We start from the raw sequence: 16,903 nt of genomic DNA, 5'->3' as shown, positions 1-16,903 counted from the left end.
ATTCCTTTGCTCTGCTTTTTTGTGCAACCCCATCGCAATACGCGACGTCACCTGAAAGGCAGACGTGACATGAGGGAGTGAAATAGCGGCTGCAGGTTAAGCAGCAGCAGGACTATCGCGACCGCGCTGGCGACGATCTTATCGCCAATCTGGAGACTGCCCCAAGCTGGGTGCTCCCGCCTCCGCCGCGCGCATCAAAGATGCGTCTTGGCGGCGTTGGGCCGGGCCGCGCGCTTACGCGCCCGGCGTCTGTGCCCGGTCTTCAGACCCTGCGCAGATCGGGCAATCGGCACGGCGTGATAGGCTGATCTTGCGGCTTTCGCCATAAAGCGCATCGTAGATCAGCATTTCACCCCGCAGAGCCTGGCCCGCACCGGTGATTACCTTTATCGCCTCAACCGCCATCATCGACCCTACCACACCGGGCAGCGGGCCAATGACCCCCGCCTCGGCGCAGGAGGGTGCAAGGCCGGGCGCAGGCGCCTCGGGGAAGATGCACTGATAGCATGGCGCTTCGTTGGCCGGGTCAAAGACGCTGAGCTGCCCCTCCCACTGCGACAGCGCACCGGAGATCAGCGGCTTACCCAGGGCTACGGCTGTACGGTTGGCGAGGTAGCGGGTTTCAAAATTGTCGGTGCCGTCAAGGATCACATCGAAATCCGCAAACAGATCGGATGCGATTTCATCGGTCAGGCGGCGGTTATAGGGCAAAACCGTAACCTTTGGGTTCTGCGCCAGCATTGCCTGTTGCGCCGAAAACACCTTGGGCATTCCGATATCGGCATCGCGATGGATCACCTGCCGTTGCAGGTTGGCATTTTCGACCTCATCATCGTCGATCACGCCGATCGTACCCACCCCGGCAGCAGCTAGATATTGCAGGGCGGGCGCGCCCAGCCCACCGGCCCCGATGACCAGCACCCTTGCCTGCTTCATCTGTTTCTGACCCGGCCCCCCCAGCTCGCGCAGGACGATGTGGCGGGCATAGCGCTCAAGCTCAGTTTCTGAGAACTGGCCGGATGGCGTAATGCTCTGTTCCGAAGTCGGCGCGGCCCGATTGCGCAGCGCCCTCAGAAGCTGCCTGTATAGCAATATGAGCAGCGCGGCACCGCCTAGCAAAAGCCAAGGTGCCGCAGAACCACCCGTCGCCGCGCGTAAGGGGTGACTGACGGGCAAAACCAGCTGTGCCAGAACCACGCCCACCAACAGAACCGCGACAGACGTCATACGTGCTGTCCGGGACACACCGGCAAGATAGCCGATACCCCAGAGAGCCGCCGCTAGGATCAGAACCAGCAGCATTAGCCGCGCCCGGTCGAGCCGAAGCCACCGGCACCGCGCACGGTATCGCTGAGCGACTCGACTGCGTCGAACCGGGCCTGAACAACCGGCGCGACGACCAGTTGGGCAATCCGTTCACCATGGGTGATCTCGAATACCTCCTGCCCCGCGTTCAGAACAATCACGCCTAATGGACCGCGATAATCGCTATCAATCGTGCCCGGTGTGTTGGGCAGCGTAATGCCGTGTTTGAGCGCAAGCCCTGATCGCGGGCGCACCTGTACCTCGAATCCCTGCGGGATTTCGATACGCAGGCCGGTAGGCACCAAGGCACGCTGACCGGGTTCAAGCGTGATCGCCGCGCCGTCTGGCAGGTTGGCCCGAACATCTGCGCCGGCCGCACCCGTAGTTTCATAGGACGGCAGGGGGACCGACGGATCAGCGCCTTCCTCGCGAATTACACGAATTGCAACCATCACTGCTCCTCTTGTTTGCTGATCAAAGCGTCAGCGATCTTGCGCGCCAATCGTTCTGCCACAGCGTCCTTACCCATACGGGGCCATTCTTCGGCGCCCTCATCTGATATCAGGATCACCGCATTTTCGGACCCGCCCATGATGCCCGTTGCCGGACTGACATCATTGGCAACGATCCAGTCGCAGCCCTTGCGGTCCCGTTTGGCTGTAGCGTGTTCGATTACATCGTCCGTCTCGGCAGCAAAGCCTACGACCAGTGGTGGTCGTCCTGTTTTCAGGTGCGAGACGCGTTTGAGGATGTCCGGATTCTCGGCAAATTCCAGCGCTGGCATTCCGTCCCGGCTTTTCTTCAGCTTCTTGTCCGATGCTCCAACCACCCGCCAATCTGCAACCGCCGCAGCAAACACCGCCGCGTCAACCGGCAGCGCGGCGTCCACGGCGTCTGACATCTGCTGTGCAGTTTCAACCCGCGTAACCTGCACACCTTCGGGCGGGGCAACATCCGCAGGACCGGTTACAAACACCACTTCAGCGCCCAGTGCCGCAAACGCCCGGGCAACAGCCGTTCCCTGCGCCCCCGATGATCGGTTGGCGATATAGCGCACCGGATCAATCGGCTCATGCGTTGGGCCCGAGGTCACGAGAACGCGCTTGCCGCGCAACGGACCGGCGCCAAGTTCGGTTTCAATCGCCGCAACAATCTCTAGCGGTTCTGACATGCGACCGGGGCCGTATTCACCGCAGGCCATGTCACCCTCATTCGGGCCAACAAAGTGGACACCATCCGCTTGCAATTGTTTTAGATTTCTCTGAGTTGCCGGGTGATCCCACATCCGTACATTCATGGCGGGCGCACACAGAACGCGCGTATCGGTCGCCATCAGCAACGTCGAGGCCAGATCATTCGCCAGCCCTGCAACCATCTTGCCCATCAGATCGGCAGTAGCCGGGGCCACGACAATCAAATCGGCGGAACGAGACAGCTGGATATGGCCCATCTCAGCCTCATCCGTCAGGTCGAACAGGTCACGATAGGTTTTCTCTCCGGCCAGGGCCGACACAGAAAGCGGTGTCACAAATTCTTCTGCCGCGCGGGTCAAGACAGGGGTCACCGACGCACCGCGTTCGCGCAAACGCCGGATCAGATCCAGCGATTTATAGGCCGCGATCCCACCGCCAATGATCAGCAGAATGCGTTTCGATGCCAGCATGTTGACCCCTTCCCGTCCAGCTCGGCCCTGACATTAGGCAAGCGGGCCGGACAGTTCCAGCGGTTAATTCTGCTGCTGAAACGCCAGACAAGGGTCTTCCCGTTCGACTGCCGGGCTATCGAGCACCGCGTCGAATTCGCCATCCACAACACCATCTTCGGACTGACCCAGCACAAATACCTTCAATCCCGGACGCAGACGGGACAGGTAAGTGGGGATGCCACGATCCTTGCGCGCATGGCCATTGCCCGTAATCACCGCAATTGGCCCGCCGGTTTCATCCGTAGCCCGCAGGACGGCTCGCGCCAGCACGGCATCCCGCAAACGCTGAATCGCCACCATTTGTGGCAGCACACTTTCCGGAATAGCGTCGCAATGCGCGGCCAGCTGATCTGCCTCACGCGCGGCCTGTTCGGCAGGCGGAAGCGGGATGGTCAAACCAAACCGCGCGGCATCTGCACCCAAAGCGGTTGCCGCGCCGCGTTCCATCGCTGCCCGCGCCGCAGCACGCGGCACCATCGCCCCATAAATCGGTGCATCCGACGCCTGAAAAACCGGGTAATACATGCTGAGCGGTGGCCAGCCGGACTCGATCCATTTCAATATGCGCGCAAGCTCTTCCGGATCGGACACCGCCTTGTTCGCAAGACGCTGCGCGCCTTCTTCGGTCACCATCTCCCATACAACCGCCGATGGCATGATGGCTTTCAAGGCTTCTGCCTGAACGATGTGGTGCTGCGGGTTATCGTGGATTTCACCCAAGATAACCACATCCGATGATTTCATCGCGTTCAGAATGTCATTCGGAATGAGGTCGGCATGGCCAGGATTGGCCATAACCACAAGTGCACACAGCAGAATCGCAAATCGTTTCATGCGATGAATTGTTGCACCTCGCGCGATTGAGCTTCAAGGTTCTTTCGCATTTTCACAAACGCTGCAGCCTCAAGCTGGCGTACCCGCTCCTTGGAAAGGCCAAGTTCCTTACCCAAGCACTCCAGCGTCCTGGCCGGTTCGCGCAGTTTGCGCTCACGTACGATAAACCGTTCGCGGTCATTCAGCGCCTGCATGGCCGTCACCAACCATTCACGCAACTGTTCCGTATCATGGCTGTTTTCCACTGTCTCGGCAGCTTGCTCCCGATCATCTTCAAGGGCGTCAATCCACTCACGCCCATCCTCGTCCGTGGATTGAACGGCGTTCAGCGAGAAATCAGAGCCAGACAGTCGGCCCTCCATCATTTCAACATCCCGCAAAGGCACGCCGATCTCGGTCGCAATCATCTGGTGCAGCTGGTGGCGATCCAGCTCAGTCCCTTCAGTGGCTGCTTCGCGCTCAAGCCGTGCCTGAACCCTGCGCATGTTGAAAAAGAGCGATTTTTGAGACGAGGTCGACCCTGTCCGCACCATCGACCAGTTGCGCATCACGTAATCCTGAATGCTCGCCTTGATCCACCAGACCGCATAGGTGGAAAAGCGCACGCCGCGGTCCGGATCGAATTTGTCCGCAGCTTTCATCAAACCCAACCCCGCCTCTTGGATCAGGTCATTCATGGGTGCTCCGTAGCGCTTGAATTTCGCCGCCATGGAAATAGCTAACCGCATGTAGGCGGTGATCAGTCGATGCAACGCTTGTTCGTCGCGGTCGTCTCGCCAAGCATATGCAAGTTTCAATTCGGTCTCTGCGTCCAGCAGTTCGGCCTTCATCGCTTGCCGGGACATCGAGAAATCGTTCGCATTGTCGAGTGCCATTGAAATCTCTCCTTATTTACAGGCGCGAGCCGGGCTTGTTTTACCGACTTGAAATAGGTACGCAGAAAACGACCGGGTGGATCACCAGAAAGGCTATGCAGTGTATCCGGATTTGACCTTTGTGCTGGGTGGCGCGGCCTCGGGAAAGTCGTCATACGCTGAACAACTTGTTGTATCTTCTGGGAAAAAGCGTTCGTACATCGCCACATCACAAGTGTTTGATGATGAGATGCGCAACAAGGTTCAACGCCATATCGCACAGCGCGGGGGTAGTTGGACGACCATTGAGGCACCCTTTGATCTGGCCCCTGCGCTGAGCGACCTGACCGCGAATGATATCTGCCTGATCGATTGCGGAACCATGTGGCTAACCAATCATCTGCTTGCCGAAAACGATCTGGAACAGGCGCAGACTAAGCTGCTGCACGACCTCAGGGCTTGCCACGCTCCGGTTGTCATCGTCTCAAACGAAGTCGGGTACGGCATTGTCCCGGACAACGCCATGGCCCGCCGGTTCCGCGAGGCGCAGGGCCGGTTGAACATCGCGTTGGCCGCGCAGGCTGATCTGGTTGTGCAGGTGACGGTCGGGTTGCCGTTAGTCCTGAAAGGGCATTTGCCATGACGCACCTTTACCTTGTTCGTCACGGCCCAACCCACGCTAAATCAATGGTTGGATGGTCCGACTTGCCTGCGGACCTAAGCGATCATGCGGCCATCGCCCGACTGCATGGGCACTTGCCGGCTGAGGCGCTGGTTATATCGTCCGACCTTTCACGCGCTGCCGACACCGCCTCGGCCATTCAGGGCCAGCGGCAAAGGCTGCCGCATCATCCCGACTTGCGAGAGATTCATTTTGGCACGTGGGAGCTACGCGGGTTCAAAGAGATCGAAGCAGAAGACCCCGATCTTGCCTTTGCCTATTGGGACAATCCGGGTGACGTTCGCCCCCCGAACGGTGAAACCTGGAATGAGGTTCGGGCGAGGGTCGATGCCGTGATAGACCGGCTGATAGTCGATCACTCCGGGCGCGATCTGGTTATCGTGGCCCATTTCGGTGTCATCCTGACACAGGTTCAGCGTGCCCTTGGCATCGAAGCGCAAGAGGTGTTTGGCCACCGCATCGACAACCTTTCCGTAACGGACATAACCCATCACGGCGATCGCTGGTCAGTGGGGCGGATCAATCACTGCCCGTGATCACAGCCCGCACAAATAACTGATTTACGGAAGGGTCAGACCGCGCCATCGTCAGGTATGACTTATGATCTGTTTATCGGCGACCGCCTGTTTTCCAGCTGGTCCATGCGCGGCTGGTTGATGCTGGAAAAGTTCAGCCTGCCCTACCGAAGCCACATGATTGGCTTGTATTCCGGCACCATGGCCGAAGATATGAAATCCCTTGCCCCGGCCCGTCTTGTGCCAGCATTGCGTCTGCCGGATGGCACAGTCGTGGGCGAGAGCCTCGCCATGGCGGAAACACTGGCAGAACGGCACCCAAAGGCCGGGTTGTGGCCCAAGGACCCTGCTGCCCGGGCAACCGCGCGGTGGCTTTGTGCCGAGATGGTTGCCGGGTTTCATGCTTTGCGCGGAGAATGTCCAATGCAATTGATCCAGTGTTGGCAGGGTTTTCAGCCATCCTCTGAGACGTTGGCGGATTTGAAGCGGATTGAAACCCTGTGGTCCCACGCCCGCACCGTATCGGGCGCGGAAACCGGCCCGCTGTTCGGCAGCTATTCCCTGGCCGATGTTTTCTATACCCCGGTAGCCGCCCGGATTATCGGGTACGGCCTGCCTGTTTCAGAAGCCAACCGCGCGTACTGCCTAGAGCTGCTGTCAGACATCTCGGTACGGCAATGGCGTGCCATGGGTCTGACGGTTGCTTATGACCCCGTTCCCTATGCGTTGGATTTGCCATCACGTGCTTGGCCAATAGGCGCTAAGTCCGGTGCTCGCCCAGTCGAGGGAACACAATCCGTCAACGACACATGCCCGTATTCTGGTAAGCCGATCACTCACGTACTTGAGCTGGACGGCCAACGCTGGGGCTTTTGCAACCGGTTCTGCCGGGACAAAACCGTTGCAGACCCCGGCGCGTGGCCAGAATTCGCATCAATGATCACCGGTATTAACCATTCTTAAACCGCGACCATGGCAGCAACGACCTGTTAACCAAAAAGGTCGTTCATGGTCACCCGCTCCCACACTGTCGCTTTCCAAGGTGTCGATGCCCGCCCGGTCGAGGTGCAATGCGCCGTCTCACCGGGCTTGCCGGCGTTTTCCATCGTCGGCCTGCCCGACAAGGCGGTGTCCGAGGCGCGCGACAGAGTTCGCAGTGCGCTCAGTTCGATGGCCATTGCGCTGCCCTCAAAGCGGATCACCATCAACCTCTCACCCGCCGATCTGCCAAAAGAAGGTAGCCATTTCGATCTACCCATTGCCGTGGCCTTGTTGTCGGCGCTTGAAATCATTCCTGCCGACGCCGCCGAAGGTACGGTATCGCTGGGCGAATTGTCATTGGATGGCTCACTTGTGCCCGTCCTCGGGGCGCTGCCCGCGGCCATGACTGCTGCGGCCGAGGATCGCAGCCTGCTTTGCCCGCGCGCCTCAAGCGCCGAAGCTGCTTGGGTGGATGCCACTCAGGTGATCGGTGCAGAGTCTCTTGGCGATGTCGTGCGCCATTTCTCGGGCCAGTCGCCTTTGCCTGTGGCCAAACCAGGAGAGGTTAGCCTTGCGTCCAGCACCCGGGACCTGCGCGACGTTAAAGGCCAAGAACGGGCCAAGCGCGCCCTTGAAATTGCGGCCGCCGGGCGCCACCACCTGATCATGATCGGCACACCAGGGTCCGGCAAATCCATGCTGGCTGCGCGACTGCCGGGTATTCTACCACCGCTTACCCCGGTCGAGGCGCTGGAAACCTCGATGATACAATCCCTTTGTGGGCTGCTGGATGAAGGCGGTATCAGCCGCAGCCGCCCGTTCAGGGAACCACACCATACCGCGTCGATGGCTGCCATTGTCGGCGGCGGCAAGGGCGCAAAGCCGGGCGAAATTTCGCTGGCTCATAATGGCGTGTTGTTCATGGACGAGTTTCCAGAATTCCCCCGCACGGTGCTGGAAACCCTGCGCCAGCCTATCGAAACCGGCGAGGTCATGGTGGCCCGCGCCAACGCCCATGTGAAATATCCCTGCCGGTTCATGCTGGTGGCTGCGGCCAACCCCTGCAAATGCGGGTATCTGACCGATCCTGCCCGCGCCTGCTCGCGAGCGCCGGTCTGCGGCGAAGACTACCTTGGCCGAATCTCCGGCCCCCTTATGGACCGGTTCGACCTGCGGATTGAGGTCCCGCCAGTCGGGTTTACCGACCTCGACCTGCCGCCCTCCGGCGACAGTTCAGCCATTGTTGCGGCACGTGTTGAACAGGCACGGTCAATTCAGGCCGACCGTTTTCGGGAAACGCCCGCAACCCGCCAGAACGCGGATGTCGAGGGCAACGTTCTCGAGGAAATCGCCGCCCCGGACGCAGAGGGGAAAGAACTGTTGTTGAAAGCTGCCGAACGTTTTGGCCTGTCAGCCCGCGCCTTTCATCGCATCCTGCGGGTCGCGCGCACAATCGCTGATCTCGATGGCGAAAGGGATGTCAAACGACCGCATGTCGCAGAGGCGCTGAGCTTTCGCATCAGCGCCAAGATCGCGTCTTAGACTTTGGCCTCAATCGCCTGCCATATCTTTTCAGCAATGTTGACGCCGTCAAACCGTTCCAGTTCCTGAATACCGGTTGGCGAGGTCACATTAATCTCGGTCAGATAGTCGCCGATTACATCGATCCCGACGAAAATCTGCCCTTTTTCCTTCAGCAGGGGGCCAATTACGGCACATATCTCCTGATCGCGCTCTGACAGGCCAATTTTTTCCGGGCGACCCCCCACATGCATGTTCGAACGGGTCTCGCCCGCGGCCGGAACGCGGTTGACTGCGCCGACAGCTTCGCCATCCACAAGGATCACACGCTTGTCGCCGTTGCTTACATCAGGCAGGAATTTCTGCACGATCAAAGGCTCACGCGAGAAACCCGTGAACAACTCGTGCAGCGAGGTCAGGTTGCGATCGTTTGCGTCAAGCCGAAACACACCTGCGCCACCGTTGCCATAAAGCGGCTTCAGAATGACGTCACCGTGCCTTTCCTTGAACGCTTTGATCGTCTGAAGATCGCGCGCAATCGTTGTCGGCGGGGTCAATTCAGGGAAGTCCAGAACCAACAGCTTTTCAGGGTAGTTCCGCACCCAGAACGGATCATTGACCACCAGCGTCTTCCCTTTAAGGCGATCCAGAATATGGGTCGACGTAATGTAATGCATATCAAACGGTGGGTCCTGACGCAGCCAGACCACATCAAAATCCGCCAGATCAACTTCACGTTCAGACCCGAGCACGGCTGGATTGCCTGCAACGCGCTGGACCTTCATGTCATAACCGCGCGCGGTAATCCGTCCTTCCTGATAGGCGAGGTGATCCGGGCTGTAGAAAAACAGCGTATGGCCGCGGGCCTGTGCCTCTTCGGCCAAACGGAAAGAGCTGTCTGCGTTGATATCCACGGCCCCGATCGGGTCCATCTGAAAGGCGATTTTCATGGCGTGTCCCTCAGTTTCTCGCCCGTTACATGGCCCAGCGCGACCGGGGGTTCAATGGGGATCACGCGGTGCCGAACGCGTTTTCTATAATTTGAACGGCACCGCTGCCATCCACCAACGCAACATCAAACCGAACATTTGTCAGTTGACCACGAGGTTCGCTGCCTAAAAACGCAGCGGCCGAGGCACAAATGCGATCAATCTGACGCTGGCTGATCCGGGCGGCTGCCATGTCGAACCTGGTGCTTTTCTTGACCTCGATGAACACCAAGTCTTCGCCGTCGCGTGCGATCAGGTCAATTTCACCACCCGCTCCACGCCAGCGTCGATGCGCGATGGCAAAGCCGCGGCGTTCGTAGTCGGCTGCAACCCGCAGCTCTGCCGCTTGCCCTGCGTGGTAAGAGACCGAGCTTCGGACGGATCGCGCTGTCATGTCATCCCTTCCCGAGCTTCAGGGCCTTTTGATAGATCGGTCGTCGAGGCAGTTTGAACATCTCAGATATCAAGTCCGCCGCATCCCTGACCGAGTGGGTTTCAAGGGCCCGTTTCAGAGCTTCTTCTACGTCGGATTCGTTAACGGAGTCCGAATGTCCGCGATCCACAAGCAACACAATCTCGCCTTTGAGTGTCTGACCGTGCAGCTCAGACGCCAATTGGCCCAAAGTGCCGCGCCGGACCTCTTCGAATTTCTTGGTTAATTCGCGGCACATCGCGGCGCTGCGGTCTTCACCCAGCACCTCGGCCAAGTCTGAAAGACAGGCCGCCACGCGCTTAGGCGATTCGTAGAACACGAGCGTTCCCGGCACGTCGCGCAAGGCTTCGATGCGGGTTCGTCGCGCGCCAGAGGCGTTTGGCAGAAAACCGGCAAAAAAGAATGCGTCCGTTGGCAACCCTGCAAGCGTCAGTGCCATCAAGGCAGCGGACGGTCCCGGTGCGCAGGTTACAAGATGCCCTGCCTCCGCGGCCTGTCGCCCCAGATCATAGCCGGGATCGGCAATCAACGGCATCCCAGCCTCCGATGCATAGGCCACCGACTTTCCTTCCGCTAGCGCATCCAGAACCTTCCCACGCGCCGCGGCACCACTGTGGTCGTGGTATGCCTGAATACGCCGGCCTTCCAGTGGGATTCCGTGAATTTCCATCAAGCGGCGCAGGCTGCGCGTATCTTCAGCAGCAATAACGTCAGCCGACGCCAGCACGTCCAGCGCCCTAAGCGTGATGTCGCGCGCAGCCCCGATTGGGGTGGCAACAAAATACAGGCCGGCGCCCAAACTGACTTTTTGGAAATTCAAAGCTGGACCCTCACAGCGTGACGTTTATTATCCCGAGCAACAGAGTGGCGGTCCCCTAGCCGCCCGGACAGGGAGTTTTCATTCAGATGTTTAGCCTTTGCAAGCCCGTTCGCAAACTGGTGCGTACAGCCGCCGTTCTGGCAACCGCCGCATTTTTGGCCGCTTGCGAAGTCGGCACCATTGGCGGCGGGCCTTCGATCGATACCTCCGACCCCGTGCCTGTTGCCTTGTTGGTCCCTGCGGGATCAGGGCAAGCTGGTGACGCCGCGTTAGCGCGCAGCCTGGAAAACGCGGCTCGCCTTGCTATTGCGGACTTGCCGAATGTTCAGATTGATTTGCGCGTTTATGACACGCGGGGCAGCTCAAATACAGCTGCGGCGGTTGCGCAGCAGGCGGTGGCTGACGGAGCGAAGATCATACTTGGGCCTGTGTATGCGCAGGCTGCAAATTCCGCAGGTATTGCGGCGCTGAGCAACAACGTGAATGTATTGTCCTTTTCGAACAACACCAGCATTGCAGGCGGCAATGTGTTCGTGCTGGGGCCAACTTTCGACAATACAGCCAATCGTCTTGTCAGTTTTGCCGGATCGCAAGGCAAATCCAACATGGTCATCGTTCATAGCAACGATGCTGCCGGGCGGTTGGGTCAAGCTGCCATTTCCAATGCACTTGGTGGCAGCCGCGTGAACAATGCAGGCTCGGTGGGCTATGACCGTTCTCAGCAAGGTGTCATCAACTCGGTTCCGTCAGTCAAAGCAACCATAGATGCGTCTGGTGCGGACTCCCTGTTTCTGACAGCAACCACTGCCGGCGCATTGCCGCTTTTTACGCAGTTGCTGCCCGAAGCAGGCGTTTCACCGGCGAACACACAGTTTATCGGTCTAACGCGCTGGGACATCCCGCCACAAACTTTGGACCTGCCGGGTGTACAAGGTGGGTGGTTTGCTCTGCCGGACCCATCCAAAGCACAGGCATACCGGCAGCGGTATAACAATACCTATGGCGAAGCCCCGCACCCGATCAGCGGTTTGGCCTATGATGGTATCGCTGCAATCGCTGCCCTGGTCAGTCAAGGAAGGTCCAACGCGCTCACCGCTTCGGCGCTGACACAAAACGCTGGTTTTCAGGGTGTCGGCGGTATATTCCGCCTGCGGCCGAACGGTACCAATGAACGCGGTCTGGCCGTCGCCACGATCCAGAATAAACAGGTAGTAGTGATTGACCCTGCCCCACAAAGCTTCTCCGGCGCCGGTTTCTGATCTACCGGCTCTGACGCTTGCCCCAAGGGGTGAGTTGATCTGTCCGGCCGATGAAATTTTCGACAGCAACGCCGTCCTGGCGCAGCTGTCGGATGCTTTCGAGAAAATTTCAGACAATGTCGCACGGCGGCAAGAGACTGTGCGCATTCTGCGTGACGTCCAGAAAGCTGGGCGCAAGGCGATTGCCGATGCTTTTACCGAACGCCCGTTTGATGCGCGGCCACTGACCCGTTCCTACACCTATCTGACTGACGGGCTGGTCTGTACCGCCATGAAGGTTTCGAGCGAGGATCTGCACCCCCTGGCCACACCCACGCAGGGCGAAAAGATCGCTGTGTTGGCGGTGGGCGGTTATGGGCGCGGCGAGATGGCGCCCTCATCCGACGTAGACCTGCTGTTTCTGACGCCCTACAAAATCACGGCATGGGCCGAAAGCGTGATCGAATCCATGCTTTACATCTTGTGGGATTTGCGGCTGAAGGTTGGCCATTCGTCGCGCACGATAAAAGACTGCCTGCGTCTTGGTGCCGATGATTTCACGATCCGAACGGCCATGTTGGAGCAGCGTTACCTGGCCGGTGACACCAAGCTTGCGGCGGATCTGGAAAAGCGCCTGAAATCCGATCTTTTCAAGGGCACCGAGCGTCAATTTATCGAAGCCAAACTGAAGGAACGCGATGAACGGCACATAAAGCAAGGCCAGCGCTATGTGGTCGAGCCCAACGTAAAAGAGGGCAAAGGCGGCTTGCGCGACCTGCAATCCCTGTACTGGATTGCCAAATATATTTACGGGGTTCAGGATGTGGCCGAGTTGGTGCCGTTGGGCCTCTTCACGCCTGAAGAGTTCAGAACATTTGTTCAGGCTGAAGATTTCCTGTGGGCAGTGCGGGCACATCTGCATCTTGTTACGGGGCGCGCCACCGAACAGCTGACATTTGACCAACAGGTCGAGGTGGCAAGAAGGATGGGCTACGAAGACCGGGCCGGACGCCGCGCTGTTGAGGTGTTCATGCAACGCTATTTCCGCGAGGCAACCTATGTCGGCGATCTGACCCGAATTTTTCTGACCAAACTCGAAGCCTCGCATCTGAAGGGCGAGGCTTTGCTTGAGCGCATTTTTCGCCGCCGCCGTCGGATCAAGGCGGGTTACAAGGTGGTGCATGGACGTTTGGATGTAGCCGACCCCGAGACATTCCTGTCGGACAAGCTGAACCTGCTGCGCCTGTTCGAAGAAGGCTTACGCACGGGTATGCTGATACACCCGGATGCGATGCGGCTTGTCAGCGCGAATCTGAACCTGATTGACGAGGAAATGCGCGAAAACAAAGAGGCGCGGCGCATCTTTCTTGATCTTATGCTCAAGCACGGCAACCCCGAACGCGCTTTGCGGCGGATGAACGAGTTGGGTGTCTTGTCGGCCTTTCTGCCCGAATTCGAGCCTATTGTTGCGATGATGCAGTTCAACATGTATCACAGCTATACCGTGGATGAGCATATCATTCAGTGTATCGTCAACCTTGCCCAGATCGAACGCGGAGAGCTGGTCGAGACACTGCCGCTGGTCTCGTCGATCCTGAAAGGCGGCGTCAATCGCAAGGTACTGTACGTGGCCTTGTTGCTGCATGACATCGCAAAGGGCCGCGCCGAGGATCACTCGATCCTTGGTGCGCAGATCGCCCGCAAGGTTGCCCCGCGGCTGGGTCTGAACAAATCGGACTCGGAAACCGTGGAATGGCTGGTGCGCTATCATCTTTTGATGTCGGACATGGCGCAAAAACGCGACATTTCAGACCCGCGCACGGTGCGGGACTTTGCCAAGGCGGTCCAGACGGTCAAGCGGCTGGACCTGTTAACCGTTCTGACGGTTTGCGACATTCGTGGCGTGGGGCCGAATACCTGGAACAACTGGAAAGCTACCCTGCTGAGGGCGCTGCACGCTGAAACCAAGCGCGCCCTGGAAACGGGGATGGAGGACCTAAACCGCGCCAATCGCGGCACCGTGGCGAAAAAGGCGCTGCGGGCCGAGCTTGCAGACTGGTCCAAGTCTGACCTCAAGGCTGAAACCGCGCGGCATTACGCGCCGTATTGGCAGGGTTTGAATGTCTCGACCCACGTAGAATTTGCCGAGATGTTGCGATCGCTGGAAATCAGCGGTGACCCGGGTGAAATGGAAATCCGGCTACATCCGGACGAAGACCGCGATGCAACACGGGCCTGCTTTGCGATGGGCGATCACCCCGGCATTTTTGCGCGGATCGCCGGGGCCCTGGCACTGGTTGGGGCGAATGTGGTCGACGCCCGCAGCTATACCACCAAGGACGGTTATGTGACCGATGTGTTCTGGATTCAGGATGCCGAAGGCCGGCCTTTCGAATCCAGCCGCCTGCCGCGCTTGACCCAGATGATCCACAAGACGCTGAGGGGCGAGGTCGTCGCGCAGGATGCGTTGAAGTCGCGCGACAAGATCAAGAAACGCGAACGCGCCTTCAACGTGCCGACCCACATCACATTCGACAATGACGGATCGGAAATCTACACGATTATCGAAGTCGACACCCGCGACCGTCCCGGCCTGCTGTATGATCTGGCCCGTACGCTGGCGGCGGCCAATGTCTATATCGCCAACGCGGTGATCGCGACCTATGGCGAACAGGTGGTGGACACGTTCTACGTCAAGGATATGTTCGGGCTGAAATACTATTCGGAAAGCAAACAGCGCACGCTTGAGGATAAGCTGCGAAAAGCCATTACCGAAGGCGCCGAGCGCGCGGCCTCATGAAGCAGATCCGACTGTTTTCAGGCCTGTTCACGGTCGGTTTCTGGACCCTGGCCAGCAGGATACTGGGCTTTCTACGGGAAATCCTGCTGACCGCCTATATCGGGCCGGGTCCGGTGATGGACGCCTTTGTCGCCGCTTTCCGCCTGCCCAACATGTTTCGCCGGTTCTTTGCCGAAGGCGCGTTCAACGCAGCTTTTGTGCCGATGTTTTCAAAACGGCTGGAGGGGGAAGAAGACGCCGAAGGCTTTGCACAGGACGCGTTCAACCTGCTTGCCATCGCCGTTCTGGCTTTGGTCGGGCTGGCGATGGTGTTCATGCCCGGGTTGGTCTGGATCACAGCCGAGGGGTTTTATGGCGATGAAAGATTCGATCTGGCGGTGGGCTACGGGTACGTGGTCTTTCCCTACATCCTGTTCATGTCGCTTGCAGCGCTGTTTTCTGGCGTTCTGAACGCCACCGGTCGCTTTGCTGCCGCGGCCGCCGCGCCGGTGCTGCTGAACATATTCGCCTGTAGCGCCCTCATCGCCGGAGCAGCCGCCGGCGGAGAGGTAATTCGTTGGCTGATCACCGTGATCCCGCTGGCCGGAGTTGCGCAACTGGCATTGGTATGGGTAGCGACCGAACGTGCAGGGTATCGCATACGCCCCGGCATTCCCAAACTCAGCCCCGAAATGCGCCGTATGGTCCGTATCGCCGTTCCGGCCGCACTCGCCATGGGGGTAACGCAGGTCAATCTTGTGGTGGGGCAACTTGTGGCCTCAAAAACCGAAAAGGCCGTAAGTTGGCTGTTCGCAGCAGACCGACTTTACCAACTGCCCCTTGGCGTGGTGGGCATTGCCGTCGGGATCGTGCTGCTACCGGATCTGTCTCGTCGCCTGCGGGCCGATGACAAAGACGGAGCCCGAAATGCGCTTTCACGTGCGGGTGAATTCACGCTGTTGCTGACGATACCGTCAACGGTGGCTTTTGTGGTCTTGCCCAGCCCGCTGGTGTCGGTCCTCTTCGAACGCGGGCAGTTCAGCGCTCAGGATACCACGGCCACAGCGCTGGCTGTTGCGATCTATGGTATCGGCTTGCCAGCATTCATGCTGCAAAAGCTACTACAACCGCTTTATTTTGCGCGTGAAGATACGCGAACACCGTTCCACTATGCGGTTGTGGCGATGATCGTGAATGCGGTGCTGGCCTTCGGCCTTTTTCCACTGGTGGGCTGGATTGCCCCGGCCATAGCGGCCTCGGCTGCCGGTTGGGTGATGGTTGGCCTGTTGTTCCTTGGCGCGCGGCGTATGGGTGAGGAGGCACGCTTTGACGATCGCTTCAAACACCGGGCATGGCGCATCGTTGCTGCGTCGCTGGGCATGGGGGCCATCCTATATGCAGGCATTCACCTGTTCGGCTGGACCTTCGATCTACCGGGATGGCGATACCTGGCGCTGATCATTACGATCAAGGTTGCAGCAGCCGCCTATTTCTTCCTTGGTCACCTGCTTGGTGCTTTTGAGCTGTCTGAGTTCAAAAAGGCGTTGCGGCGGTCGTGATCAGTCGCGGCGAATGCGCCGCACGATCCGTGCCCAGCCGCCGGGTGCCAAAAAGAAAGACAGGCAGAACCCCGTGGCAAAACCACCCAAATCGGCCACCCAGTCGGACGTGCCGCCAAACAACAAACCGAACAGCAGTTGGATGCCCATCAGGACTGCAATCAGGCTGAACGCGCGCGACTGATTTTCCCCGACCAGCGATAGCTTGCGCCACAGCAGCCAAGTGAATGCGCCGATCAGGCCATACACGGGCGGGAACCCCCCGACCAGCGGATAGTTGGGGTCCAGCAAAAGCGCGTAGGCCAGTGCTCCGCCGACGCCTGACAGAACGAAGATCACAAGCATCTGAGCCCCGCCAAAGACCTCAGCCACCATCTTGCCCATCGCCAGCACAAACACACAGACAAAGATGGCCTGCGTGAAACTGCCCGAGACAAACGGATAGGTCACGAAACGGATGACATGCTCAATCGGCCAGCGCCCGTTCTCGATCATCCAGTAGAAGATATCGGGCGAAAAAGAATAGCTTTGCAACGCATCCAGCCGCCACCCCACTGCCGAGGGGCCGCCGACCAATCCACGCGTACCCAAAGTAAAGGCCAGCTCCACCCCCATGATAAACAGGGTCAAAGCCACCACGACAGGCGGCAAAGGGTTCACGGCGGGTGTATAATGCTCACTGCTCATT

Annotated in this window: 16 protein-coding genes; 7 read left to right on the top strand and 9 right to left on the bottom strand. The window is 58.9% G+C overall.

What is annotated here, in order from left to right:
• Positions 1–234: 234 nt before the first annotated feature.
• The 5 genes from AVO44_RS14535 to AVO44_RS14515 form a co-directional block, all read right to left on the bottom strand.
• Positions 235–1,302: a HesA/MoeB/ThiF family protein gene (locus AVO44_RS14535; protein ID WP_068338208.1), complete on the bottom strand. Its 1,068-nt coding sequence runs from the start codon at positions 1,300–1,302 to the stop codon at positions 235–237.
• Complete coding sequence (gene dut, locus AVO44_RS14530) at positions 1,302–1,757, bottom strand: dUTP diphosphatase (protein WP_068338206.1); 456 nt, start codon at positions 1,755–1,757, stop codon at positions 1,302–1,304. The genes AVO44_RS14535 and dut overlap by 1 nt, the downstream gene beginning before the upstream one ends.
• Positions 1,757–2,968 (bottom strand): bifunctional phosphopantothenoylcysteine decarboxylase/phosphopantothenate--cysteine ligase CoaBC, encoded by a 1,212-nt coding sequence (gene coaBC / locus AVO44_RS14525; protein ID WP_068338204.1) that lies wholly within the window; start codon positions 2,966–2,968, stop codon positions 1,757–1,759. The genes dut and coaBC overlap by 1 nt, the downstream gene beginning before the upstream one ends.
• A 63-nt stretch (positions 2,969–3,031) precedes the next feature.
• Positions 3,032–3,844 carry a ChaN family lipoprotein gene (locus AVO44_RS14520; protein ID WP_068338202.1) on the bottom strand — a complete coding sequence of 271 codons (813 nt, stop codon included), beginning with the start codon at positions 3,842–3,844 and terminating at the stop codon, positions 3,032–3,034.
• Positions 3,841–4,719: an RNA polymerase factor sigma-32 gene (locus AVO44_RS14515; protein WP_068338200.1), complete on the bottom strand. Its 879-nt coding sequence runs from the start codon at positions 4,717–4,719 to the stop codon at positions 3,841–3,843. Before AVO44_RS14515 ends, AVO44_RS14520 begins: the two co-directional genes overlap by 4 nt.
• Positions 4,720–4,795: 76 nt before the next feature.
• Here AVO44_RS14515 and cobU point away from each other — a divergent pair, with 76 nt between their 5' ends.
• Genes cobU through AVO44_RS14495 form a run of 4 tightly spaced genes read left to right on the top strand, consistent with a single transcriptional unit; the run spans position 4,796 to position 8,418 of the window.
• Positions 4,796–5,341 carry a bifunctional adenosylcobinamide kinase/adenosylcobinamide-phosphate guanylyltransferase gene (gene cobU / locus AVO44_RS14510; RefSeq protein ID WP_420865721.1) on the top strand — a complete coding sequence of 182 codons (546 nt, stop codon included), beginning with the start codon at positions 4,796–4,798 and terminating at the stop codon, positions 5,339–5,341.
• A complete protein-coding gene (locus tag AVO44_RS14505) occupies positions 5,338–5,916 on the top strand; it encodes a histidine phosphatase family protein (protein ID WP_068338198.1) in 579 nt (192 codons plus the stop codon). Before cobU ends, AVO44_RS14505 begins: the two co-directional genes overlap by 4 nt.
• Before the next feature lie 57 nt (positions 5,917–5,973).
• Positions 5,974–6,858 carry a glutathione S-transferase gene (locus AVO44_RS14500; protein ID WP_068338196.1) on the top strand — a complete coding sequence of 295 codons (885 nt, stop codon included), beginning with the start codon at positions 5,974–5,976 and terminating at the stop codon, positions 6,856–6,858.
• A 45-nt stretch (positions 6,859–6,903) separates the two neighbouring features.
• Positions 6,904–8,418, top strand: coding sequence for a YifB family Mg chelatase-like AAA ATPase (locus tag AVO44_RS14495; protein ID WP_068338194.1), 1,515 nt, complete (start codon positions 6,904–6,906; stop codon positions 8,416–8,418).
• Here AVO44_RS14495 and gshB read toward each other — a convergent pair.
• The 3 genes from gshB to rsmI form a co-directional block, all read right to left on the bottom strand.
• Positions 8,415–9,347 (bottom strand): glutathione synthase, encoded by a 933-nt coding sequence (gshB, locus tag AVO44_RS14490; RefSeq protein WP_068338192.1) that lies wholly within the window; start codon positions 9,345–9,347, stop codon positions 8,415–8,417. The genes AVO44_RS14495 and gshB overlap by 4 nt on opposite strands.
• Before the next feature lie 61 nt (positions 9,348–9,408).
• On the bottom strand, positions 9,409–9,780 hold the full coding sequence (locus AVO44_RS14485; protein WP_068338190.1) for a YraN family protein: 372 nt from the start codon (positions 9,778–9,780) through the stop codon (positions 9,409–9,411).
• 1 nt (position 9,781) lies between these two features.
• Positions 9,782–10,639 (bottom strand): 16S rRNA (cytidine(1402)-2'-O)-methyltransferase, encoded by an 858-nt coding sequence (gene rsmI, locus AVO44_RS14480; protein WP_068338188.1) that lies wholly within the window; start codon positions 10,637–10,639, stop codon positions 9,782–9,784.
• 86 nt (positions 10,640–10,725) lie between these two features.
• On the opposite strand from rsmI, the gene AVO44_RS14475 reads away from it, so the two are divergent.
• Genes AVO44_RS14475 through murJ form a run of 3 tightly spaced genes read left to right on the top strand, consistent with a single transcriptional unit; the run spans position 10,726 to position 16,215 of the window.
• Positions 10,726–11,898 carry a penicillin-binding protein activator gene (locus AVO44_RS14475; RefSeq protein WP_068338186.1) on the top strand — a complete coding sequence of 391 codons (1,173 nt, stop codon included), beginning with the start codon at positions 10,726–10,728 and terminating at the stop codon, positions 11,896–11,898.
• Positions 11,858–14,677 carry a [protein-PII] uridylyltransferase gene (locus AVO44_RS14470; RefSeq protein ID WP_068338184.1) on the top strand — a complete coding sequence of 940 codons (2,820 nt, stop codon included), beginning with the start codon at positions 11,858–11,860 and terminating at the stop codon, positions 14,675–14,677. Before AVO44_RS14475 ends, AVO44_RS14470 begins: the two co-directional genes overlap by 41 nt.
• Positions 14,674–16,215: a murein biosynthesis integral membrane protein MurJ gene (murJ, locus tag AVO44_RS14465; RefSeq protein WP_068338182.1), complete on the top strand. Its 1,542-nt coding sequence runs from the start codon at positions 14,674–14,676 to the stop codon at positions 16,213–16,215. The genes AVO44_RS14470 and murJ overlap by 4 nt, the downstream gene beginning before the upstream one ends.
• Here the strand turns inward: murJ and AVO44_RS14460 are convergent, their stop codons facing one another.
• Positions 16,216–16,902, bottom strand: a complete 687-nt coding sequence (locus tag AVO44_RS14460; RefSeq protein ID WP_068338180.1) for a rhomboid family intramembrane serine protease — start codon at positions 16,900–16,902, stop codon at positions 16,216–16,218.
• Between the last annotated feature and the right edge of the window lies 1 nt (position 16,903).

This window comes from Ruegeria profundi (assembly GCF_001507545.1).
Taxonomy (GTDB): Bacteria; Pseudomonadota; Alphaproteobacteria; order Rhodobacterales; family Rhodobacteraceae; genus Ruegeria; species Ruegeria profundi.
Note: the sequence above shows the minus strand (reverse complement) of the source record. Positions and strands in the feature narration are given on the sequence as shown.